We start from the raw sequence: 21,976 nt of genomic DNA, 5'->3' as shown, positions 1-21,976 counted from the left end.
TATTTATCCCTTAGTTGTAATGGAAATGTTTATTCTTTGTCAAATCAGATAATTAATTTTATTTAAATTGTGTAAATCGTGATCCTAATCACTGTTCAAGGCAAATGTTATCAATCAGTTTGTGTGGGAATTGTAATAAGAATGTGAACCCCCTATACTGCCGCCAGGTCTCCGGATTACCCTGAAGTAGGAGCACCCAGCGTTATACAGAGCACACATTTTTTGACACTCAGGACGTAATGTGAAATTTGTGATGTGAAGGGTTACGACTCATAACGCTGTCTGATCCCCGCCCAGGCCGGAGGAAGGAAAATAATAAGAGCTGTGTGGGCAAAACCGTGAAAAAACAAAGACCTGTTAACTTGGATCTGCAAACCATCCGATTTCCTGTTACTGCGATAGCGTCCATCTTACATCGAGTCTCTGGCGTCATTACCTTCGTTGCTGTGGGTATCCTCCTCTGGCTACTGGGTCTGTCTCTCTCGTCCTACGAGGGATTCCTGCAGGCCTCCGCCATCATGAATAGCTTTATTGTTAAATTCATCTTCTGGGGAATTCTCACTGCGCTGGCCTATCACATTGTCGTGGGCATCCGCCACGTATTAATGGATTTTGGCTATCTCGAAGAAAGTTTAGCGGCGGGTACCCGTTCTGCCCAAGTGGCGATGGGCATCACCCTGGTGCTGTCAGTTCTGGCTGGAGTCCTGGTATGGTAAGCAATGCTTCTGCGTTAGGGCGTAATGGTGTACACGACTGGCTGCTTCTGCGCGCGTCTGCGATCGTCATTACCCTATATGTACTCTACATCCTGGGCTTTGTTGCCATTGCCCCGGACATCACCTACGAAATCTGGCGTGGCTTCTTCGCCTCTTCCATCACCAAAGTCTTTACCTTGCTGACGCTGCTGTCGATTCTTGCTCACGCGTGGATCGGGCTGTGGCAGGTATTAACGGACTATATAAAGCCATTAGCGTTGCGTCTGGTCTTACAGCTGGTCGTGGTGATTACGTTATTGGTTTACTTACTGTACGGAACTATTGTGGTGTGGGGAGCTTAAATGAAACTGCCAGTCAGAGAGTTTGACGCTGTTGTTATTGGTGCAGGTGGCGCAGGTATGCGCGCAGCCTTGCAGATTTCTCAAATGGGGTTGTCTTGCGCCCTGATTTCCAAAGTTTTCCCAACCCGTTCTCATACGGTATCTGCGCAGGGCGGTATTACCGTTGCGCTGGGTAACACCCACGAAGATAACTGGGAATGGCATATGTACGACACGGTGAAAGGCTCCGATTATATCGGTGACCAGGACGCCATTGAATATATGTGTAAAACCGGCCCGGAAGCGGTGCTGGAACTCGAACACATGGGGCTGCCGTTCTCTCGTCTGGAAGATGGCTCCATTTATCAGCGCCCGTTTGGTGGCCAATCACTGAACTTCGGCGGCGGTCAGGCGGCACGTACCGCTGCGGCGGCTGACCGTACCGGCCATGCGCTGTTGCACACCCTTTATCAACAAAACCTGAAAAACCATACCACTATCTTCTCCGAGTGGTATGCGCTGGATTTGGTGAAGAATCAGGATGGCGCCTTTGTCGGCTGTACCGCAATCTGTATCGAAACCGGCGAAGTGGTTTATTTCAAAGCTCGCGCGACGGTATTGGCTACCGGCGGAGCAGGGCGTATTTACCAGTCCACAACCAATGCTCACATTAATACCGGCGACGGCGTCGGCATGGCTCTGCGTGCCGGCGTTCCGGTGCAGGACATGGAAATGTGGCAATTCCACCCTACGGGCATCGCGGGTGCTGGCGTACTGGTGACCGAAGGCTGTCGTGGTGAAGGCGGTTATCTGCTGAACAAACACGGTGAACGCTTTATGGAACGCTATGCGCCAAACGCTAAAGATTTGGCCGGTCGCGACGTAGTAGCCCGTTCCATCATGATCGAAATTCGTGAAGGTCGTGGCTGTGACGGTCCTTGGGGCCCACACGCCAAGCTGAAACTGGATCATTTGGGTAAAGATGTTCTGGAGTCCCGTCTGCCGGGCATTCTGGAATTATCCCGCACCTTTGCTCACGTTGATCCGGTTAAAGAGCCGATTCCGGTTATTCCTACCTGCCACTATATGATGGGCGGTATTCCGACCAAAGTGACCGGTCAGGCGATTACCGTGAATGAAAAAGGCGAAGACGTCGTGATTCCGGGTCTGTTTGCCGTCGGTGAGATTGCCTGCGTATCCGTCCATGGTGCAAACCGTCTGGGCGGCAACTCGCTGCTGGATCTGGTGGTATTTGGTCGAGCCGCCGGAATGCACTTGCAGGAATCCTTAATGGAGCAAGGGCCAAGCCGTGATGCCAGCGATTCGGATATTGAAGCCTCGTTGGATCGTATGAACCGTTGGAATAACACGCCAAGCGGTGAAGATCCGGTGGAAATCCGTAAAGCCTTACAATCTTGTATGCAGCATAACTTCTCGGTATTCCGTGAAGGTGATGCCATGGCAAAAGGGTTGGAAGAACTGAAAGTGATTCGTGAACGCCTGAAAAATGCGCGTCTGGACGACACTTCCAGCGAATTTAACACCCAGCGTATCGAATGTCTGGAACTGGAAAACTTGATGGAAACAGCGTTTTCCACAGCGGTGTCCGCAAACTTCCGAACCGAAAGTCGCGGTGCTCATAGCCGTTTCGACTTCCCGGAGCGTGACGATGCGAACTGGCTGTGCCACTCGTTGTATCTACCGCAAACCGAGAGCATGACCCGCCGTGAGGTGAACATGCAGCCGAAGCTACGCGCGGCGTTCCCGCCGAAAGTGCGTTCTTACTAACGCGTTTGCCGAGTTAACCCGTTGCGGAGGAGTGAGTCATGAAACTCGAATTTTCGATTTATCGTTATAACCCGGACGTTGATGATGCGCCGCATATGCAGGATTACAGCCTGGAAGCGGAAGAAGGCCGGGATATGATGCTGCTGGATGCGCTAATTCAGCTGAAAGAACAAGATCCTACCCTGTCTTTCCGTCGCTCCTGTCGTGAGGGCGTGTGCGGCTCAGACGGATTGAACATGAACGGTAAAAACGGCCTGGCCTGTATTACGCCGGTTTCGGCGTTAACCAATGGTCGTAAGAAGATTGTTATTCGCCCGTTGCCGGGTTTGCCTGTGGTGCGTGATTTAGTGGTCGATATGGGCCAGTTCTACACCCAATACGAAAAAATTAAGCCTTACCTGCTTAATGACGGCAAAAACCCACCGGCGCGTGAGCATCTGCAATCTCCGGAAGAGCGGGCAAAACTGGATGGTCTGTACGAATGTATCCTGTGCGCCTGCTGCTCAACCTCTTGCCCGTCGTTCTGGTGGAACCCGGATAAGTTCGTTGGACCTGCTGGTTTACTCGCTGCTTATCGCTTCCTGATCGACAGCCGTGATACTGAAACGCAGTCGCGTTTAGACGACCTTAACGATGCTTTCAGTGTCTTCCGTTGTCACAGTATTATGAATTGTGTGAGTGTTTGCCCAAAAGGCCTTAATCCTACTCGCGCAATAGGCCATATTAAGTCTATGTTGTTGCAACGAAGTGCATGATGTGAGTTTATAAACCCGGGGAATAATTTTCCCGGGTGATAATAAAGGTAGGGAATCTCTAAAAGCCGACGCTGTTGTCTGTTTCTAGAGGTTCCTTGAAAGGGACCGATAAGGTCCATAGCAGAACGTGCATTGAGCACGTCGAGTGAACCGTTTTTACGGCAAACCGTTTACTTCACGGTATATATGTTAACCACGGCGAAAACTGAAGCTTCAAAGCTTAAGGGATCATGATGCAGAACGGCGCAATGAAGGCCTGGCTGGATTCCTCCTATCTGGCGGGCGCGAACCAGTCCTACATAGAGCAGCTCTATGAAGATTATTTGACAGATCCTGGTTCCGTTGATGATAGTTGGCGTTCGATTTTTCAACAACTACCTTCTACGGGTGTAAAACCTGATCAATTCCACTCTCAAACGCGTGAGTACTTCCGTCGACTAGCGAAAGATACCACCCGTTATAACTCCGCGATCAACGATCCTGATACTGATGCCAAGCAAGTTAAGGTGTTGCAGTTAATCAACGCCTTCCGCTTCCGCGGCCATCAGCATGCTAATCTCGATCCCCTCGGTTTATGGAAACAGGAAGAGGTGCCAGATCTCGATCCTGCTTACCACAACCTGACTGAAGCAGACTTCCAGAACACCTTCAACGTGGGTTCTTTTGCCATCGGCAAGGAAACCATGAAGTTGGCCGATCTGTATGCCGCACTGAAACAGACCTATTGCGGGTCTATCGGTGCCGAGTACATGCATATCACCAACACAGAAGAGAAACGCTGGATTCAGCAACGTATCGAATCTGTCGTAGGGAAACCAACGTTCAGTGATGAAGAGAAACGTCGTTTCCTGAGCGAACTGACCGCTGCGGAAGGGTTGGAGCGTTATCTGGGAGCCAAATTCCCTGGTGCCAAACGATTCTCGCTGGAAGGCGGCGATTCGCTGGTGACCATGTTGAAAGAGATGATCCGTCACGCAGGTAAAAACGGGACTCGCGAAGTCGTACTGGGGATGGCGCACCGTGGCCGCCTGAACGTCCTGATTAACGTGCTGGGTAAAAAACCGGAAGATTTGTTCGATGAATTTGCCGGTAAACATAAAGAACATCTGGGTACGGGTGACGTTAAATATCACCAGGGTTTCTCCTCCGATGTAGAAACTGAAGGCGGCCTGGTTCATCTGGCGCTGGCCTTTAACCCGTCTCATTTGGAAATCGTTAGCCCGGTTGTCATCGGTTCCGTTCGCGCCCGCCGCGATCGTCTGGATAAAGCTCGCAGCAATATGGTTCTGCCAATCACCATTCATGGTGATGCGGCGATTACCGGTCAGGGCGTGGTTCAGGAAACTCTGAACATGTCGCAGGCTCGTGGTTATGAAGTTGGCGGCACCGTTCGCATCGTCATCAACAACCAGATTGGTTTCACTACTTCCAATCCGCAAGATGCCCGTTCGACGCAGTACTGTACCGATATCGCGAAAATGGTGCAGGCGCCGATTTTCCACGTCAATGCTGATGATCCGGAAGCCGTGGCGTTTGTAACCCGTCTGGCGTTGGATTTCCGTAACACCTTTAAACGTGACGTGATGATCGATCTGGTCTGCTATCGCCGCCACGGCCATAACGAAGCCGATGAGCCAAGCGCAACTCAGCCAGTGATGTATCAGAAGATCAAAAAACACCCGACGCCGCGCAAAATCTATGCTGACAAGCTGACTGAGCAAAAAATTGCCAGCCTGGAAGATGCCACGGAAATGGTCAACCTGTATCGCGATGCGTTGGATCACGGAGATTGCGTGGTTGAAGAATGGCGTCCGATGAACCTGCAATCCTTCACTTGGTCACCGTATCTGAACCACGAGTGGGATGAAGAATATCCGAGCAAAGTTGAGATGAAACGCCTGCAAGAGCTGGCGCGTCGTATCAGCCAGGCGCCGGACGCTATCGAAATGCAGTCTCGCGTAGCGAAAATCTACGGTGACCGCGCTGAAATGGCCGCAGGCAACAAACCGTTCGATTGGGGCGCTGCTGAAACTCTGGCCTACGCCACGCTGGTAGATGAAGGTATTCCGATTCGTCTTTCCGGTGAAGATGCGGGGCGCGGTACCTTCTTCCACCGTCACGCAGTGATTCATAACCAGAAAAACGGCTCGGTGTATGTGCCTTTGGCAAATATTCACAGCGGTCAGGGTGATTTCACCGTTTGGGATTCCGTTCTATCAGAAGAAGCGGTACTGGCCTTCGAATACGGTTACGCTACCGCAGAACCGCGTACCCTGACTATCTGGGAAGCGCAGTTCGGTGACTTTGCCAACGGTGCTCAGGTGGTTATCGATCAGTTCATCAGTTCCGGCGAGCAGAAATGGGGCCGTATGTGTGGTCTGGTTATGCTGTTGCCGCATGGTTACGAAGGTCAGGGTCCGGAGCACTCCTCCGCCCGTCTGGAACGCTATCTGCAACTGTGTGCCGAACAAAATATGCAGGTGTGCATTCCTTCTACGCCAGCTCAGGTTTACCACATGCTGCGCCGTCAGGCTCTGCGTGGGATGCGCCGTCCGCTGGTCGTCATGTCACCGAAATCCTTACTGCGCCATCCGTTGGCTGTGTCTTCTCTGGATGAACTGGCTAACGGTACTTTCCTGCCGGCAATCGGTGAAATCGACGAATTGGATCCGAAAGCGGTGAAACGCGTAGTGATGTGCTCTGGCAAGGTCTACTACGATCTGCTGGAACAGCGTCGCAAGAACGATCAGAAAGATGTCGCTATTGTACGTATCGAGCAGCTTTATCCATTCCCGCATCAGGCAGTTCAAGCGGTTCTGGAACAGTATGCCCACGTTCATGACTTTGTCTGGTGTCAGGAAGAGCCTCTGAACCAGGGTGCCTGGTATTGCAGCCAACATAACTTCCGTGAAGTGATTCCTTTTGGTTCCTCTTTACGCTATGCCGGCCGTCCGGCCTCTGCCTCTCCGGCGGTAGGTTATATGTCTGTACACCAGAAACAACAGCAAAGTTTGGTTAATGACGCGTTGAACGTCGAATAGCTAATTGTTTAAAACACAAGGGATAGATAATGAGTAGCGTAGATATTCTGGTTCCTGACCTACCTGAATCCGTCGCGGATGCGACAGTGGCCACCTGGCATAAAAAACCGGGCGACAGCGTTCAACGTGACGAAGTCCTGGTAGAAATCGAAACTGACAAAGTTGTGCTTGAAGTTCCCGCCAGCGAAGCAGGGATTCTGGACTCTATTCTGGAAGACGAAGGCGCAACCGTGCTTTCTCGCCAGATTCTGGGTCGAATCCGTCCGGGCGATAGCTCAGGTAAACCGACAGAAGAGAAGAGCCAGAGCAAAGAATCCACCCCTGCTCAACGTCAAACCGCCAGTTTGGAAGAAGAGAGCAATGACGCCCTCAGCCCGGCGATTCGCCGCCTGATTGCAGAACATTCTCTTGATGCCAGCGCTATTAAAGGCAGCGGTGTCGGTGGTCGTATTACCCGTGAAGACGTGGAACAACACCTGGCGAACAAACCGGCAGCGCCGAAAGCCGCCGAAGCCAAAGTGGAAGTTGCCGCACCTGCATTGGGCAGCCGCAGTGAAAAACGTGTACCAATGACCCGCTTGCGTAAACGCGTGGCCGAGCGTCTGCTGGAAGCGAAAAACAGCACTGCCATGTTGACGACTTTCAACGAAATCAACATGCAGCCGATCATGGATCTGCGCAAGCAGTACGGTGAGGCTTTCGAAAAACGTCACGGTGTACGTTTGGGCTTTATGTCCTTCTACATCAAAGCGGTAGTTGAAGCCCTGAAACGTTATCCAGAAGTGAACGCTTCTATCGATGGCGAAGACGTGGTTTATCACAACTACTTCGACGTTAGCATCGCTGTTTCTACTCCACGTGGCCTGGTTACACCGGTTCTGCGTGATGTAGACACACTGGGCATGGCTGATATCGAGAAGAAAATCAAAGAACTGGCTGTTAAAGGCCGCGATGGCAAACTGAAAGTGGAAGAACTGACCGGCGGTAACTTCACTATTACCAACGGCGGCGTGTTCGGCTCCTTGATGTCGACTCCGATCATTAACCCACCACAAAGCGCGATCCTTGGTATGCATGCCATTAAAGATCGTCCAATGGCGGTAAATGGTCAGGTAGTGATCTTGCCAATGATGTACCTGGCGCTCTCTTACGATCACCGTTTGATCGATGGCCGTGAATCTGTCGGCTATTTGGTTACGGTGAAAGAGATGCTGGAAGACCCAGCACGCCTGTTGCTCGACGTATAAAAAAGATAACGGTTAAAGGCTGCCTGACGGTTGGGGAATATCCCGATCTGTCAGGCTCCTGACGCCATAAATCTAGTGTTAAAAAACCTATGTGTTAACAAAAACCTATGTGCTAATTGCGGTCGATCCCAGGGTCGGCATTATCCAGACACTGCGGGGCTCGTCCCGTCTACAGACTTAAATGGATAGAACATCATGAATTTACACGAATATCAGGCCAAACAACTGTTTGCTCGGTATGGTCTGCCGGCTCCAACCGGTTACGCCTGTACCACACCCCGTGAAGCAGAAGAAGCCGCATCAAAAATCGGCAGCGCACCTTGGGTGGTAAAATGTCAGGTTCATGCTGGCGGTCGCGGTAAAGCGGGCGGCGTGAAGCTGGTTAATAGCAAAGAAGAAATTCGTGCTTTTGCGGAACACTGGTTAGGCAAGCAGTTGGTCACTTACCAAACTGACGCCCACGGCCAGCCGGTACACCAGATTCTGGTAGAAGCCGCGACCGATATTGATAAAGAACTGTATCTGGGCGCTGTAGTCGATCGCGGTTCTCGTCGTGTGATCTTCATGGCTTCAACCGAAGGCGGTGTTGAAATCGAGAAAGTTGCGGAAGAAACGCCGGAACTGATCCACAAAATTGCTCTGGATCCACTGGCGGGTCCGCAGCCATACCAAGGCCGTGAGTTAGCCTTCAAACTGGGTCTAACCGGTAAACAAGTCAGCCAGTTCACCAAGATCTTTATGGGTCTGGCAGCGCTGTTCCTGGAACGCGATCTGGCGATGGTTGAGATCAACCCGCTGGTGATCACCAAACAAGGTGATTTGGTGTGTCTGGATGGCAAACTGGGTGCGGACGGTAATGCCCTGTTCCGTCAACCAGAGCTGCGCGAAATGCGTGACCAGACTCAGGAAGACGCCCGTGAAGCTCAGGCTGCGCAGTGGGAACTGAACTACGTCGCGCTGGATGGCAACATCGGCTGCATGGTCAACGGCGCAGGTCTGGCGATGGGTACTATGGACATCGTGAAACTGCACGGCGGCGAACCGGCTAACTTCCTCGACGTTGGCGGCGGCGCAACCAAAGAACGCGTAACCGAAGCCTTTAAAATCATTCTGTCCGACGACAAAGTGAAAGCGGTGCTGGTCAATATCTTTGGCGGTATCGTACGTTGCGATCTGATTGCTGACGGCATCATTGGTGCGGTAGCAGAAGTGGGTGTTAACGTACCGGTTGTTGTTCGTCTGGAAGGGAATAACGCTGAGTTGGGTGCCAAAAAGCTGGCAGACAGCGGCTTGAATATTATTGCTGCGACCAGCCTGACAGATGCGGCTCAGCAAGTTGTTGCGGCAGTGGGGAGTAAATAATGTCTATTTTAATCAATAAAAACACCAAAGTTATTTGCCAGGGTTTCACCGGCGGCCAAGGGACTTTCCACTCCGAACAGGCGATTGCTTACGGCACTAAAATGGTTGGTGGTGTAACGCCAGGCAAAGGCGGCACTCAGCATCTGGGTCTGCCGGTATTTAATACCGTGCGTGAAGCCGTGGAAGCAACCGGTGCGACCGCTTCGGTTATCTACGTGCCGGCTCCGTTCTGTAAAGATTCCATCCTGGAGGCGATTGACGCAGGCATTCAGCTGATTATCTGTATCACTGAAGGTATCCCGACGCTGGATATGCTGGTTATCAAAGTGAAACTGGAAGAAAGCGGCGTGCGCATGATCGGTCCTAACTGTCCGGGTGTGATCACCCCGGGTGAATGTAAAATCGGCATCATGCCAGGCCATATTCATCTGCCAGGCAAAGTGGGCATCGTTTCTCGTTCGGGTACCCTGACTTATGAAGCGGTTAAGCAGACGACTGATATTGGCTTCGGTCAATCAAGCTGCGTCGGTATTGGTGGCGATCCGATCCCAGGCTCTAACTTTATCGATATCCTGAAACTGTTCCAGGAAGATCCGCAAACCGAAGTGATTGTGATGATCGGTGAGATCGGCGGGACCGCGGAAGAAGAAGCCGCAGCCTACATCAAAGATCACGTCACCAAACCTGTTGTGGGTTATATCGCCGGTGTGACTGCGCCTAAAGGCAAACGTATGGGCCATGCTGGCGCCATCATTGCCGGTGGTAAAGGTACGGCTGAAGACAAGTTTGCGGCTCTGGAAGCGGCAGGCGTGAAAACAGTTCGTAGCCTGGCCGATATCGGTGACGCGGTGAAAGAAGTTTTACCTCAGTAAGCTGACTTAAGTCATTCGAGCGGCGGCAAGAGGGTAGACAGGTGAACCCGATGAGTTTAGGCGACTAAGTGATTTGGGCGATCGGGTTAAGCCAACGCAGAGGCAGCTTGAGGCATACAGGTCTAGATATAGATAAAAATAACGATTAGCTCGACATATATTGGCCACCTTCCGGTGGCCTTTTTTTTATAAAGAAACCGCGTGAACCTTCCGATATCGCAGAATTCCCCTCCGTTAGAGAGGGGAGGGCATCAGAAATTATTCAGGGCGGTAATCAGTATCATATCCGTTTGTGCCTGCTGCTTAGCTTGCTCGCTTTTAGCGTTGCCAAGCTGCTGCTGAAGTGACGCCAGCGCTGCGTTATAGCTGGCTTTATCGCTAAACAGCTTATCCTTAACGTTAATCGATGCGATATTGGTAAAACGTCCGTCTTCGGTGGTAGGAACCGCTATTTTCCCTTCATTGATTAGCTTTTTCACCACTTCTCGCTGCGGTTCATAACCTTCCAATCCAACCAGCTTCCAACGTTGCTCGGTTTTTCCTTGGTATTGACCGTGTTTGACCTCGGTTAGATAACGGATGGTCAGATTACGAATGGTGCCGTCCTCTTCGCCATATTCTGCCTTAGTATCGGAAAGTACCGGGAACTGCTGACCCGCCAGTACACCACCTTTCTGAGTCAAATGTCCCATTCGATAGCTGTTCATTCCTAAGCGAATTGGCGTGCTATCGGTAACGGCTTCGCCATGGTTAAAACGTAAATTGGTGATACGTGAACCCGCAGGTTGGCGTAGGTCGATGGTGTAGGTGACGCCATCAAAGAAATCATTGGTGGAATATTTAGACGCGCGACGTTGCGGATTAAAACTGTAGGTGACATCGCCCGGTTTAACCTGATTGAAATAATCGGCTGACCACTCCATATATTTTTTCAGTTCTTTACCCGTAAGCTGATAAACCGTTATTTCCCCGCCGGCGTATTGATAGTTAAAAGCAATATCTTTAGCTTTTATCTTACCTAAATCTAATTTAGCTCGGTCATTATCGATCTGTAAGGCAATAACTTGCGCTTTAGGCGCATAGTGGCGTGCGGCTTCCTGGAACAGAGCACTGATACCGGTATCCTGAATATGTACTTGCGGAATGCCTTTTATCTCATCTTTAGGCACTAAGTCTACTCCGCTTAGGGTCGCAATAACCCGATTTGCATTGGCGCGCAAAATACTGTGATAAGGCTGATAAATAGCTTCAAGTTCTTTATCAGAATGAATTCCTTTGATGGGGTAGGTATAACTGTCTTTATTGATTAAATGATATTTTCCATCCCGCTGTTCAAATTGCAAATCGATACGGGAAAGGGCGCGGCCATATTTATCCGGTTCAGTAATAATAACGCCGTTCACTACGGCCTTATCAATTTTGACGTGCATATGGCCCGCGACTATGGCCGCTAGCTCCGGGTTGGCTTTGGCAATGTCCCCCACGCCAGTACCGGGACGCTGGTTCTCGTTATCAATCCCCATATGGGCAACCAGCACGATAGCGTCGACCTGCGGCTGAATTTGTTGAATCACCTTCTTAACTTCTTGCACAGGATCGGTAAAATTCAGCCCCTTGATACGATCGGTACCTTGGGCAAATTCCGCTGTCATTGGCGTATCCATACCGATGATGCCGATTTTGACGCCCTGGCGTTCGATAATCTTATAAGAGGGCAGGTAAGGCTTGCCGCTGTCCCAGAAGATATTCCCCGCCAGAGCGGTACCTTTAAACTGGTTTAAAGAGGTGGATAGAACCTTCAGACCGAAATCGAATTCGTGATTACCTAGCACCCAAGCATCGTAATTCAGGGCGTTGAAACCGAGCATCATCGGGCTGACGGCCTCGTTTTTAAAGGTTTCCACGAAGTTGCCCTGAATGGTATCACCGGCGTCAACCAAAATGATATTGGGCTGTTCGGCGCGGATTTTTTTCACCTGCGTGGCGATTTGGCTCAGGCTGCCGGCCAGATTTTCACTGTCGCTGGCATAGTCCCAGGGAACGAAGGTGCCGTGCAGATCGGAGGTACCTAAAATCGTCAGGTTGACAGTTTCAGCGGCGAAGGAGGAAGAGGTGCTGATACAAAGTAAGGAGGCTAGCGCTATTTTTTTCATTTTAATCTTCTTGAAGGGGCCAATGTTTCATCATGTAACCGAATTTTATGATGCAACAAAATAGCAACACAAGCGAACGCTTCCCCAAGAATCGATTAATATATTCATATAAATTGTTAAGTTGTGATTCAACTCACCATGAAGATTATAAATTAAAAAAGTTAATCTTGATCGCGGAAAAATGAAAAAATAAATCATTACTTAAACCATTAAATCACATTTATTTAACACTGGAGGTTTATATAAAAATATTTGAACGATTAATTAACACCTCCAGAAGAAAATTGTTCTAAATCAAGTTTTCAATATGGCAATAATGTTCATATGAGCTTAAATTGTTCTGGATCAATTTGTCCTGCTATCGATAATTAGTTGGTTTGTTGACCTGTATCCAGAACTCAAAGCCAGGTCACGTAAAATCCTATTTATTGTATGGGATTAGAAGCGTACTATTATCGCGGTGTAATACTGGGTAGTTGATATTGTTATTTTTGTTGTGTTTTTTTGGGCATTCACTGCTGGTAGTTATGAGACTTCCAATTATAGCGGAGGTCGCGTTGCCGCAAGTCGGAGTCTTCCTGCGAGGAGCAAGGAGTCAAGATGTTTGATATTGTCGAACTGTCACGGTTACAGTTTGCCTTAACGGCTATGTACCATTTCCTATTTGTCCCGCTAACGCTGGGTATGGCGTTTATGCTGGCAATTATGGAAACGGTTTACGTACTGTCTGGCAAACAAATCTATAAAGATATGACCAAATTCTGGGGCAAGTTATTTGCTATTAACTTTGCTCTGGGGGTCGCTACGGGTCTGACTATGGAGTTCCAGTTCGGGACTAACTGGTCATATTTCTCTCATTACGTCGGTGATATCTTCGGTGCCCCTCTGGCAATCGAAGGTCTGATGGCGTTCTTCCTGGAATCTACTTTTGTTGGTCTCTTCTTCTTCGGTTGGGATCGGTTAAGTAAACATCAGCATCTGGCCGTTACTTGGCTGGTTGCATTGGGGTCTAACTTCTCTGCCCTGTGGATTCTGGTTGCCAACGGTTGGATGCAAAACCCAATTGCGGCGGATTTCAACTTCGAAACCATGCGTATGGAAATGCTAAGTTTCTCTGAGCTGGTTCTGAACCCGGTTGCTCAGGTTAAATTCGTGCATACCGTTGCTGCTGGTTATGTTACCGGTGCGATGTTTGTTCTGGGTATCAGCTCGTACTATCTGTTGAAAGGCCGTGATATTCCGTTTGCCAAACGTTCCTTTGCTATCGCTGCCAGCTTTGGTTTAGCCGCGACGCTGTCCGTTATTGTTCTGGGTGATGAATCCGGTTACGAAATGGGTGACGTACAAAAAACCAAACTTGCTGCAATTGAAGCCGAATGGGAAACCCAGCCGCCTCCGGCAGCCTTTACGCTGTTTGCTATTCCTAATCAGGAAAAAATGGAGAACTCGTTCGCCATTCAAATTCCTTATGCATTAGGCTTGATTGCCACTCGTTCATTGGATACTCCGGTGACCGGCCTGCGCGATCTGATGTCACAGCACGAAGTCCGTATCCGTAATGGTATTCAGGCTTATCGTTTGCTGGAAGAACTGCGTGCGGGTAACACCGATCCGGCTGTTCGTGCCGAGTTCAACAAAACCAAGCAAGATCTGGGTTATGGCCTGTTGCTGAAGCGTTACACGCCGAACGTAACTGACGCTACCGAAGCGCAGATTCAACTGGCAGCTAAAGACTCTATTCCTAAAGTTCTGCCGCTGTACTTCGCGTTCCGCATCATGGTGGTCTGTGGCTTCCTGCTGTTGCTGATTATCGGTCTCTCGTTCTACAACGTATGCCGTGGTCGTATCGGTGAGAAAAAATGGCTGCATCGTCTGGCGCTGTGGGGTATTCCATTACCTTGGATCGCGATCGAGTCTGGCTGGTTTGTGGCTGAGTATGGCCGTCAACCTTGGGCAATCGGTGAGGTTCTGCCCACTGCCATTGCCAACTCTTCGGTGACAGCAGGGGATATTCTGTTCTCCATGGCGCTGATTTGCGGTCTGTATACGCTGTTCCTGGTCGCAGAAATGTACCTGATGTTCAAATTTGCGCGCCTTGGGCCTAGTAGCCTGAAAACTGGCCGCTATCACTTTGAACAGCCGACTGCGCCTGCGCAAGAAGCACGGTAAACGGGAGTCCACTTATGTTTGATTATGAAGTATTACGATTTATCTGGTGGCTACTGATTGGTGTGCTACTGATAGGTTTCGCCGTCACCGATGGTTTTGATATGGGCGTAGGTATCCTGCTACGCATTATCGGTAAAACCGATACTGAACGCCGTGTCATGATTAACTCGATTGCTCCCCATTGGGATGGCAACCAGGTTTGGTTGATTACCGCCGGTGGTGCGCTGTTTGCCGCGTGGCCAATGGTGTACGCCGCTGCCTTCTCCGGTTTCTATATTGCGATGATTCTGGTGTTGGCTGCGTTGTTCTTCCGTCCGGTCGGTTTTGACTACCGCTCGAAGTTGGAAAGCAGCCGCTGGCGCAATATGTGGGACTGGGGCATCTTCATCGGTAGCTTCGTTCCTGCTGTAGTGTTCGGCGTCGCCTTTGGTAACCTGCTGCAAGGTGTTCCATTCCATATGGATACCTACATGCGCTTGTTCTACACCGGCAACTTCTTCCAACTGCTGAACCCGTTCGGCCTGTTGGCGGGCGTAGTCAGTCTGGCCATGTTGGTGACTCAGGGTGCTACCTACCTGCAAATGCGTACCCGCGGTGAAATTCATCTACGTTCCCGCGCTGCCGCACAGATTTGTGCGTTAGTGATGGGCGTAGCCTTCCTGCTGGCGGGTATCTGGGTAGTGAAAGGTATCGACGGTTTTGTGATTACTTCAGCGCTGAACACCGCTGCGGAATCCAACCCGATGCGTAAAGAAGTGGCACATCAGGCGGGCGCCTGGTTGATTAACTTCAACAAGTACCCAAGCCTGTGGGCGCTGCCAGCGTTAGGGATAATCCTGCCGCTGTTCACCATCCTGTTCTCGCGTATGGAAAAATGCGCGTTGGCGTTTATCTCCTCGTCACTGACGATTGCCTGTGTGATTTTGACTGCCGGGGTTACCATGTTCCCGTTCGTTATGCCGTCAAGTACCATGCCGAACGTTAGCCTGACAATGTGGGATGCGACATCAAGCCTGCTGACGCTGAAAGTGATGACCATTGTTGCGATTATCTTTGTGCCGCTCATCCTGCTCTACACCAGCTGGTGTTACTACAAGATGTTCGGTCGTATCGATAAAGAATATATCGAAAACAACAAGCACTCACTGTACTAAGGAGCATAAAGCATGTGGTATTTTGCCTGGATTCTCGGAACACTTCTGGCCTGCTCCTTCGGTATCATTACTGCTCTGGCGCTAGAGCAGAGTGAGGCCAATGCGGCGGAGAAGAAAGCCGCTAAAAACGGCAGCGAAGATGTTGTCCGATAAGTTGTACGCTTTAATGGATAAGGGCCCGCTGCGGGCCCTTTCACTTATTCTCGCCTTCACGCTGGCTTTCTGTATTTTCTGGGACCCGACGCGCTTTGCCGCCGCCACCAGTTCGTTAGAAGTCTGGCAAGAGGTGTTTTTAGTGTGGGCTGTCTGTACTGGGGTCATCCATGGCGTAGGTTTTCGACCGCAGCGGGTATGGCTGAGAGCTTTTTTCTCGCCTCTTCCTGCAATTGTGATCTTAGGCGCGGGAATTTTCCATTTTTTCGCCTAATCTTGCAGCTAATCATCCCTATGGGCCGTTCGGCCCATAATTATTTTCGTTCTCACCTTGCAAGTCATTCCAAACCGAATCGCTCTTCAGTATAGTGTGTCCGTTAATTGCATTACTGGGAAGTAGAGTGAGTAATACGTTATTTCGATGGCCGGTTCGTGTCTACTATGAAGACACCGACGCTGGTGGCGTGGTTTACCATGCGCGCTACGTAGCCTTTTACGAAAGGGCGCGCACAGAAATGCTGCGCCAACGCAATTTTCACCAGCAGCAATTGTTCAGTGAGCATATTGCTTTCGCTGTCCGACGCATGACGGTAGAGTATCTTTCTCCAGCACGTCTTGATGATATGCTAGAGGTGGAGAGCGAAATTACTGAAATGCGGGGGGCCTCTCTCTCGTTTGCTCAACGAATTTTCGATTCCCATGGCAATCTTCTGAGTAGTGCAGAAGTATTGGTCGCATGTATCGATCTACACAAAATGAAGCCAAAAGCGCTTCCCAAGTCTATTGTCGCGGAGTTTAAGTAGTGGCTGACATGAACATTCTGGATTTATTCCTGCAGGCGAGCCTATTCGTTAAGCTTATCATGCTGGTACTGATGGGCTTTTCCATTGCGTCTTGGGCAATTATCATTCAGCGAACGCGCGTTCTGAATGCTGCCACACGTGATGCCGAAGCCTTTGAAGACAAGTTCTGGTCCGGCATTGAGCTTTCCCGTTTATATCAGGAAAGTCAGGCGCGCCGCGATAGTCTGGGTGGCTCAGAGCAAATTTTCCACTCTGGTTTTAAAGAGTTTGCTCGTTTGCATCGCGCAAACAGCCATGCGCCGGAAGCCGTTATCGACGGCGCCTCCCGTGCTATGCGCATCTCGATGAACCGCGAGCTGGAAGCGTTGGAAAACCATATCCCGTTCCTGGGCACCGTCGGTTCTATCAGCCCGTATATCGGTCTGTTTGGTACCGTATGGGGGATTATGCACGCCTTTATCTCCTTGGGCGCAGTGAAACAAGCAACTTTGCAAATGGTTGCACCGGGTATTGCTGAGGCACTGATTGCTACGGCGATTGGTCTGTTTGCGGCAATCCCTGCGGTAATGGCGTATAACCGCCTGAATCTGCACGTCAGCAAGCTTGAGCAGAACTATGACAACTTTATGGAAGAGTTCATTGCTATTCTGCATCGCCAGGCTTTCGCCAGCACCGAGAGCAAATAAGTAGGGGGTTGTATGGCGCGAGTACGTGGTCGTAGACGTCGCGAGCTTAAGTCTGAAATTAACATTGTGCCCTTGCTCGACGTATTGCTGGTATTGCTGCTGATCTTTATGGCCACAGCGCCCATCATTACACAAAGCGTTGAGGTTGATTTGCCTGACGCTACGGATTCGAAAACGGTATCCAGCGATGATAATCCGCCGGTGATTGTGGAAGTTTCTGGTGTTGGTCAATATACGGTGGTGGTCGATCATCAACGGATGGAGCAGTTGCCAGAGCAGCAGGTTGTTGCGGAAGCTCAGGCGCGTCTAAAAGCCAATCCGAAAACCGTGTTTTTGATCGGTGGTGCTAAAGAAGTTCCTTATGATGAAATCATCAAGGCGCTGAATATGCTCCATCAGGCTGGCGTTACTTCGGTTGGGCTGATGACTCAGCCGATCTAAGTCTGTGTTGATGTCGATTAAGCGCGAAATATCGCTGTATCGGCATTGACCCTGTTTTTGAATATCGAGTGTGGAAATCGAGCGTGGGAAAGGCAACCGAGCAAAACGATAAGTTGAATCGCGCCGTTATTGTTTCGGTCGTTCTGCACATTATATTAATTGGCCTGCTAATTTGGGGCTCGTTGACGCAGAAGACTGAAATGGGCGGCGGCGGAGCTGGCGGCGAAGTGATTGACGCCGTGATGGTCGATCCCGGTGCGATAACACAGCAATATAATCGCCAGCAGTCACAGCAGGCTGACGCGAAGCGCGCTGAAGAACAGCGCAAGAAAAAAGCCGAACAACAGGCAGAAGAATTACAACAGCAGCAGGCCGCAGAGCAGCAGCGCCTGAAAGAGCTGGAAAAAGAGCGGCTACAGGCACAGGAACAGGCCAAGCAGTCGGCGGAAGAACAGAAAAAAGCGGCGGCTGAGCAACAAAAACAGGCCGCCGAACAGCAAAAACAAGCGGCAGAGGCAGCAGCCAAAGCCAAAGAAGAACAGAAGCAGGCCGAAGCTGCGGCTGCTAAAGCGAAAGCTGAAGCCGAGCAGGTAGTGAAAGCCGCCGCCGACGCGAAGAAAAAAGCCGAAGCAGATGCGAAGAAAGAGGCTGCCGTAGCGGCGGCAGCGAAGAAGCAGGCAGAGGCTGACGCCAAGAAAGCGGCAGAAGATGCGAAGAAGGCCGCAGAAAAAGCCGCTACAGAAGCTAAACAGCAGGCCGCTGAAGCCGCAGAGAAGAAAGCTGCCGCCGACGCTGAGAAAAAGGCTGCTGCTGATGCCAAGAAAGCCGCAGCAGATGCGAAAAAAGCGGCTGACGCCAAGAAGAAGGCGGCAGCAGAAGCAGCGAGTGCTACGGATGTTGACGATCTCTTTGGTGGCCTGGCGTCATCCAAGAATGCGCCAAAAAGTGGTACTGGCGCAGGTGAAGCCGCAGCAGGTAAAGGCGGTGGCAAGAAAAGCGGTGCGTCGGGTGCAGAAATCAGCGGCTATTTAGGCCAGATTACTGCGGCGATTCAGAGTAAGTTTTATGATGCAGACTTGTACAAAGGCCGCACGTGCGATCTCCGGATTAAACTGGCACCGGACGGTCTGTTGATAGACGTAAAAGCGGAAGGTGGCGACCCTGCATTGTGTCAGGCCGCGATAGCCGCAGCGAAACAGGCTAAGATTCCTAAACCACCGAGTAAAGATGTTTACGAAGTATTTAAGAATGCGCCGGTTTCCTTTAAGCCACAATAAGTGTTGATTAACGGGGTATAAGTTTGTTAATCAACCACGGATTATGTAGTTTTGTTTGCGTTGGTTTGTTAAAATTCTGCTAATTATCGCGGGCATTCCGCTCGGATAAGGGAGACAAGATGAAGCAGGCATTTCGAGTAGCACTAGGCTTTTTAGTTTTATGGGCATCTGTGTTACACGCAGAGGTTCGCATTGAGATAACCCAAGGGGTGGACTCTGCTCGTCCGATCGGCGTAGTTCCGTTCAAATGGATGGGGCCGGGTACGCCTCCTGAAGATATCGGCGCTATCGTGGGTGCAGACTTACGCAACAGCGGCAAATTCAACCCGATTGACGTGGCGCGTATGCCGCAGCAGCCGTCTACCGCAGCGGAAGTGACGCCTGCGGCATGGACTGCATTAGGCATTGATGCCGTGGTTGTGGGTCAGGTACAGCCGGGCGCTGATGGCAGCTATTTGGTTTCTTACCAATTAGTTGATACAGCAGGTGCAGCGGGAAGTATTTTGGCGCAGAATCAGTATAAAATAACCAAGCAATGGTTACGTTATTCTGCCCATACCGCCAGTGATGAAGTATTTGAAAAACTGACCGGTATTAAAGGGGCGTTCCGTACGCGTATTGCCTATGTAGTGCAAACTAACGGTGGCAAATTCCCGCATGAATTACGTGTTTCAGACTACGATGGCTACAATCAGTTTGTAGTACACCGTTCTCCTGAGCCACTGATGTCACCGGCCTGGTCGGCGGATGGCAGCAAAATTGCTTATGTAACATTTGAGAGTGGCAAGTCTGCACTGGTTATTCAAACGTTGGCGAACGGCGCAATCAAACAGGTTGCTTCTTTCCCTCGTCATAACGGTGCACCAGCATTCTCACCTGACGGTACCAAACTGGCGTTCGCTTTGTCTAAAAGCGGTAGCCTGAATCTCTACGTGATGAACCTGGCGTCTGGCCAGATCAGTCAGGTAACGGATGGCCGTAGCAACAATACGGAGCCAAGTTGGTTCCCGGACAGCCAGAATCTGGCTTACACCTCAGATCAGGGTGGCCGTCCGCAGGTGTATAAAGTGAATATAAACGGCGGTGCGCCGCAGCGTATCACGTGGGAAGGTTCTCAGAACCAGAACGCGGACGTTAGCGCTGATGGTAAGTTCCTGGCACTGGTTAGCTCCAGCAGTGGAACCCAGCACATCGCCAAACAGGATCTAGAAACGGGAGCCGTTCAAGTGTTAACGGACACGTTCCTGGATGAAACGCCTAGTATCGCGCCTAACGGCACCATGGTTATCTATAGCTCGACTCAAGGGCTAGGTTCCGTGTTACAGCTGGTCTCGACTGATGGGCGTTTCAAAGCGCGTCTTCCGGCAACTGATGGACAGGTAAAATTCCCTGCCTGGTCGCCGTATCTGTGATGCATGTGTAAATACGTATGTATGGCAAACTATAAAAAAGGATCAAAGAGATGCAACTGAACAAAGTGCTGAAAGGGCTGATGTTGGCATTGCCAGTTCTGGCTATCGCTGCTTGTAGTTCTAACAAAAGCGCAAACAATGACCAATCTGGCATGGGCGCTGGCACTGGTACAGAAAGCAGCAACCTGTCTTCAGAAGAGCAAGCTCGTCTGCAGATGCAGGAACTGCAAAAGAACAATATCGTTTACTTCGGCTTCGATAAATACGATATCGCTTCTGACTTCGCTCAAATGCTGGATGCACATGCTGCATTCCTGCGTAGCAACCCGTCTTACAAAGTTGTTGTTGAAGGCCACGCGGATGAACGCGGCACGCCAGAATACAACATCGCTTTGGGCGAGCGTCGTGCTAACGCAGTGAAAATGTATCTGCAAGGCAAAGGCGTTTCTGCTGACCAAATCTCTATCGTATCTTACGGTAAAGAAAAACCAGCGGTACTGGGCCACGACGAAGCAGCATTCGCTAAAAACCGTCGTGCAGTTCTGGTTTACTAAGAGAATCGCATGAACAGTAACTTCAGACGTCACCTGTTGAGTCTGTCGTTACTGGTTGGCGTAGCGGTCCCATGGGCCGCTACTGCCCAAGCGCCAATCAGTAATGTCGGCTCCGGCTCGGTAGAAGATCGAGTCACATCTTTAGAGCGTATTTCTAACGCTCACAGCCAGCTATTGACTCAACTCCAACAACAACTGTCCGATTCGCAGCGCGATATCGATAGTTTGCGTGGTCAGATCCAAGAAAACCAATATCAGCTAAATCAAATTGTCGAACGGCAAAAACAGATCTACCAGCAAATGGATAGTCTGGGCGGTCAGGGTGCGCAAAATTCTGCGTCTGCTGCAGCTGGCGCGTCGACAGAGAGTGCGGCGACAGGTGGTGGTTCTGATTCTGCGGCGGGTGCAGCGGCTAATACAGCCGCACCGGCAAGCAGTGGTGATGAGAATAGCGACTACAACACGGCAGTTTCACTGGCTCTTGAGAAGAAGCAGTACGATCAGGCGATCGTTGCTTTTCAACACTTTGTGAAACAGTACCCAAAATCGACTTACCAGCCTAACGCCAACTACTGGTTAGGGCAGTTGTATTACAACAAGGGTAAGAAAGATGATGCTGCGTATTACTACGCTGTTGTTGTAAAAAATTATCCAAAGTCTCCGAAAAGTGCAGATGCAATGTATAAAGTTGGGGTGATCATGCAGGAAAAAGGCCAGGGCGATAAAGCCAAGGCGGTTTACCAGCAAGTGATCAAGCAATTCCCTAACACTGATACGGCGAAACAAGCGCAGAAGCGTTTATCTGCTCTTTAGTCTTTTTAAGCCCAGTAATTGGTCTGATCGGCTAATTTCTGGGCTTGATCGTGTGAAGAACAAGCAGTTAAACGATTGATTCGAAATTTAAGTTGCGCTGCGAAGAAAAATTAGTAATATATGCCGCCGTTGCCAAGACAACTTGCAAAACGTTAAAGCGACGAAAAAATAGCTTCATATAATGGGTCGTTAGCTCAGTTGGTAGAGCAGTTGACTTTTAATCAATTGGTCGCAGGTTCGAATCCCGCACGACCCACCAT

At 50.3% G+C, this 21,976-nt stretch carries 20 protein-coding genes and 1 tRNA gene; 20 read left to right on the top strand and 1 reads right to left on the bottom strand.

The genetic code is table 11. From position 1 onward, the window contains the following. Positions 1-326: 326 nt before the first annotated feature. From sdhC to sucD, 8 genes are all read left to right on the top strand, one after another. Positions 327-716 (top strand): succinate dehydrogenase cytochrome b556 subunit, encoded by a 390-nt coding sequence (gene sdhC / locus DBA33_RS12045; protein ID WP_064512515.1) that lies wholly within the window; start codon positions 327-329, stop codon positions 714-716. After that, positions 710-1,057 carry a succinate dehydrogenase membrane anchor subunit gene (gene sdhD, locus DBA33_RS12040; protein ID WP_064512517.1) on the top strand — a complete coding sequence of 116 codons (348 nt, stop codon included), beginning with the start codon at positions 710-712 and terminating at the stop codon, positions 1,055-1,057. The genes sdhC and sdhD overlap by 7 nt, the downstream gene beginning before the upstream one ends. After that, positions 1,058-2,824, top strand: a complete 1,767-nt coding sequence (gene sdhA / locus DBA33_RS12035; RefSeq protein ID WP_064512519.1) for a succinate dehydrogenase flavoprotein subunit — start codon at positions 1,058-1,060, stop codon at positions 2,822-2,824. It abuts the gene before it with no gap. Positions 2,825-2,862: 38 nt separating this feature from the next. Beyond that, positions 2,863-3,579 carry a succinate dehydrogenase iron-sulfur subunit gene (locus tag DBA33_RS12030; RefSeq protein ID WP_049596731.1) on the top strand — a complete coding sequence of 239 codons (717 nt, stop codon included), beginning with the start codon at positions 2,863-2,865 and terminating at the stop codon, positions 3,577-3,579. Between the two features lie 233 nt (positions 3,580-3,812). Beyond that, the gene (sucA, locus tag DBA33_RS12025; protein ID WP_064512521.1) at positions 3,813-6,620 is read left to right on the top strand and encodes a 2-oxoglutarate dehydrogenase E1 component; all 2,808 of its coding nucleotides are present in this window, start codon (positions 3,813-3,815) and stop codon (positions 6,618-6,620) included. Between the two features lie 29 nt (positions 6,621-6,649). Further along, the gene (gene odhB, locus DBA33_RS12020) at positions 6,650-7,867 is read left to right on the top strand and encodes a 2-oxoglutarate dehydrogenase complex dihydrolipoyllysine-residue succinyltransferase (protein ID WP_120806549.1); all 1,218 of its coding nucleotides are present in this window, start codon (positions 6,650-6,652) and stop codon (positions 7,865-7,867) included. 195 nt (positions 7,868-8,062) lie between these two features. After that, positions 8,063-9,229 carry an ADP-forming succinate--CoA ligase subunit beta gene (sucC, locus tag DBA33_RS12015; protein ID WP_064512525.1) on the top strand — a complete coding sequence of 389 codons (1,167 nt, stop codon included), beginning with the start codon at positions 8,063-8,065 and terminating at the stop codon, positions 9,227-9,229. Further along, positions 9,229-10,101: a succinate--CoA ligase subunit alpha gene (gene sucD, locus DBA33_RS12010; protein WP_064512527.1), complete on the top strand. Its 873-nt coding sequence runs from the start codon at positions 9,229-9,231 to the stop codon at positions 10,099-10,101. The genes sucC and sucD overlap by 1 nt, the downstream gene beginning before the upstream one ends. Before the next feature lie 251 nt (positions 10,102-10,352). Here the strand turns inward: sucD and DBA33_RS12005 are convergent, their stop codons facing one another. Next, positions 10,353-12,254: a 5'-nucleotidase C-terminal domain-containing protein gene (locus tag DBA33_RS12005; RefSeq protein WP_120806548.1), complete on the bottom strand. Its 1,902-nt coding sequence runs from the start codon at positions 12,252-12,254 to the stop codon at positions 10,353-10,355. 600 nt (positions 12,255-12,854) lie between these two features. Here DBA33_RS12005 and cydA point away from each other — a divergent pair. From cydA to DBA33_RS11945, 12 genes are all read left to right on the top strand, one after another. Beyond that, on the top strand, positions 12,855-14,423 hold the full coding sequence (cydA, locus tag DBA33_RS12000) for a cytochrome ubiquinol oxidase subunit I (RefSeq protein ID WP_049596725.1): 1,569 nt from the start codon (positions 12,855-12,857) through the stop codon (positions 14,421-14,423). Between the two features lie 14 nt (positions 14,424-14,437). Continuing rightward, positions 14,438-15,577, top strand: coding sequence for a cytochrome d ubiquinol oxidase subunit II (gene cydB / locus DBA33_RS11995; RefSeq protein ID WP_120806547.1), 1,140 nt, complete (start codon positions 14,438-14,440; stop codon positions 15,575-15,577). Between the two features lie 12 nt (positions 15,578-15,589). Further along, positions 15,590-15,730, top strand: coding sequence for a cytochrome bd-I oxidase subunit CydX (gene cydX / locus DBA33_RS11990; protein WP_049596723.1), 141 nt, complete (start codon positions 15,590-15,592; stop codon positions 15,728-15,730). Next, complete coding sequence (gene ybgE, locus DBA33_RS11985; protein ID WP_049596722.1) at positions 15,717-16,004, top strand: cyd operon protein YbgE; 288 nt, start codon at positions 15,717-15,719, stop codon at positions 16,002-16,004. Before cydX ends, ybgE begins: the two co-directional genes overlap by 14 nt. A 127-nt stretch (positions 16,005-16,131) precedes the next feature. After that, complete coding sequence (ybgC, locus tag DBA33_RS11980) at positions 16,132-16,533, top strand: tol-pal system-associated acyl-CoA thioesterase (RefSeq protein ID WP_064512534.1); 402 nt, start codon at positions 16,132-16,134, stop codon at positions 16,531-16,533. Next, a complete protein-coding gene (tolQ, locus tag DBA33_RS11975) occupies positions 16,533-17,219 on the top strand; it encodes a Tol-Pal system protein TolQ (RefSeq protein ID WP_049596720.1) in 687 nt (228 codons plus the stop codon). Before ybgC ends, tolQ begins: the two co-directional genes overlap by 1 nt. Before the next feature lie 12 nt (positions 17,220-17,231). Continuing rightward, a complete protein-coding gene (gene tolR, locus DBA33_RS11970; protein ID WP_049596719.1) occupies positions 17,232-17,660 on the top strand; it encodes a colicin uptake protein TolR in 429 nt (142 codons plus the stop codon). 83 nt (positions 17,661-17,743) lie between these two features. After that, a complete protein-coding gene (gene tolA, locus DBA33_RS11965; protein ID WP_064512535.1) occupies positions 17,744-18,937 on the top strand; it encodes a cell envelope integrity protein TolA in 1,194 nt (397 codons plus the stop codon). Between the two features lie 119 nt (positions 18,938-19,056). Further along, positions 19,057-20,349, top strand: coding sequence for a Tol-Pal system beta propeller repeat protein TolB (gene tolB / locus DBA33_RS11960; protein WP_049596717.1), 1,293 nt, complete (start codon positions 19,057-19,059; stop codon positions 20,347-20,349). A gap of 50 nt (positions 20,350-20,399) precedes the next feature. Beyond that, a complete protein-coding gene (gene pal / locus DBA33_RS11955; RefSeq protein WP_004722151.1) occupies positions 20,400-20,903 on the top strand; it encodes a peptidoglycan-associated lipoprotein Pal in 504 nt (167 codons plus the stop codon). 9 nt (positions 20,904-20,912) lie between these two features. Next, the gene (gene cpoB, locus DBA33_RS11950) at positions 20,913-21,716 is read left to right on the top strand and encodes a cell division protein CpoB (RefSeq protein WP_120806545.1); all 804 of its coding nucleotides are present in this window, start codon (positions 20,913-20,915) and stop codon (positions 21,714-21,716) included. Between the two features lie 183 nt (positions 21,717-21,899). Then, positions 21,900-21,975 (top strand) — tRNA-Lys (locus tag DBA33_RS11945). Position 21,976 lies beyond the last annotated feature (1 nt).

This window comes from Yersinia sp. IP36721 (genome assembly GCF_003634395.1).
In the GTDB taxonomy this organism is placed as follows: domain Bacteria; phylum Pseudomonadota; class Gammaproteobacteria; order Enterobacterales; family Enterobacteriaceae; genus Yersinia; species Yersinia entomophaga.
This window is presented reverse-complemented; position numbering and strand designations above follow the sequence as displayed.

Excerpts from the sequence above, each read along its gene's own strand:
- sdhD (WP_064512517.1), top strand. The coding sequence starts at position 710 with ATGGTAAGCAATGCTTCTGCGTTAGGGCGTAATGGTGTACACGACTGG.
- sdhA (WP_064512519.1), top strand. The coding sequence starts at position 1,058 with ATGAAACTGCCAGTCAGAGAGTTTGACGCTGTTGTTATTGGTGCAGGT.
- DBA33_RS12030 (WP_049596731.1), top strand. The coding sequence starts at position 2,863 with ATGAAACTCGAATTTTCGATTTATCGTTATAACCCGGACGTTGATGAT.
- sucA (WP_064512521.1), top strand. The coding sequence starts at position 3,813 with ATGCAGAACGGCGCAATGAAGGCCTGGCTGGATTCCTCCTATCTGGCG.
- odhB (WP_120806549.1), top strand. The coding sequence starts at position 6,650 with ATGAGTAGCGTAGATATTCTGGTTCCTGACCTACCTGAATCCGTCGCG.
- sucC (WP_064512525.1), top strand. The coding sequence starts at position 8,063 with ATGAATTTACACGAATATCAGGCCAAACAACTGTTTGCTCGGTATGGT.
- sucD (WP_064512527.1), top strand. The coding sequence starts at position 9,229 with ATGTCTATTTTAATCAATAAAAACACCAAAGTTATTTGCCAGGGTTTC.
- DBA33_RS12005 (WP_120806548.1), bottom strand. The coding sequence starts at position 12,254 with ATGAAAAAAATAGCGCTAGCCTCCTTACTTTGTATCAGCACCTCTTCC.
- cydA (WP_049596725.1), top strand. The coding sequence starts at position 12,855 with ATGTTTGATATTGTCGAACTGTCACGGTTACAGTTTGCCTTAACGGCT.
- cydB (WP_120806547.1), top strand. The coding sequence starts at position 14,438 with ATGTTTGATTATGAAGTATTACGATTTATCTGGTGGCTACTGATTGGT.
- cydX (WP_049596723.1), top strand. The coding sequence starts at position 15,590 with ATGTGGTATTTTGCCTGGATTCTCGGAACACTTCTGGCCTGCTCCTTC.
- ybgE (WP_049596722.1), top strand. The coding sequence starts at position 15,717 with ATGTTGTCCGATAAGTTGTACGCTTTAATGGATAAGGGCCCGCTGCGG.
- tolR (WP_049596719.1), top strand. The coding sequence starts at position 17,232 with ATGGCGCGAGTACGTGGTCGTAGACGTCGCGAGCTTAAGTCTGAAATT.
- tolB (WP_049596717.1), top strand. The coding sequence starts at position 19,057 with ATGAAGCAGGCATTTCGAGTAGCACTAGGCTTTTTAGTTTTATGGGCA.
- pal (WP_004722151.1), top strand. The coding sequence starts at position 20,400 with ATGCAACTGAACAAAGTGCTGAAAGGGCTGATGTTGGCATTGCCAGTT.
- cpoB (WP_120806545.1), top strand. The coding sequence starts at position 20,913 with ATGAACAGTAACTTCAGACGTCACCTGTTGAGTCTGTCGTTACTGGTT.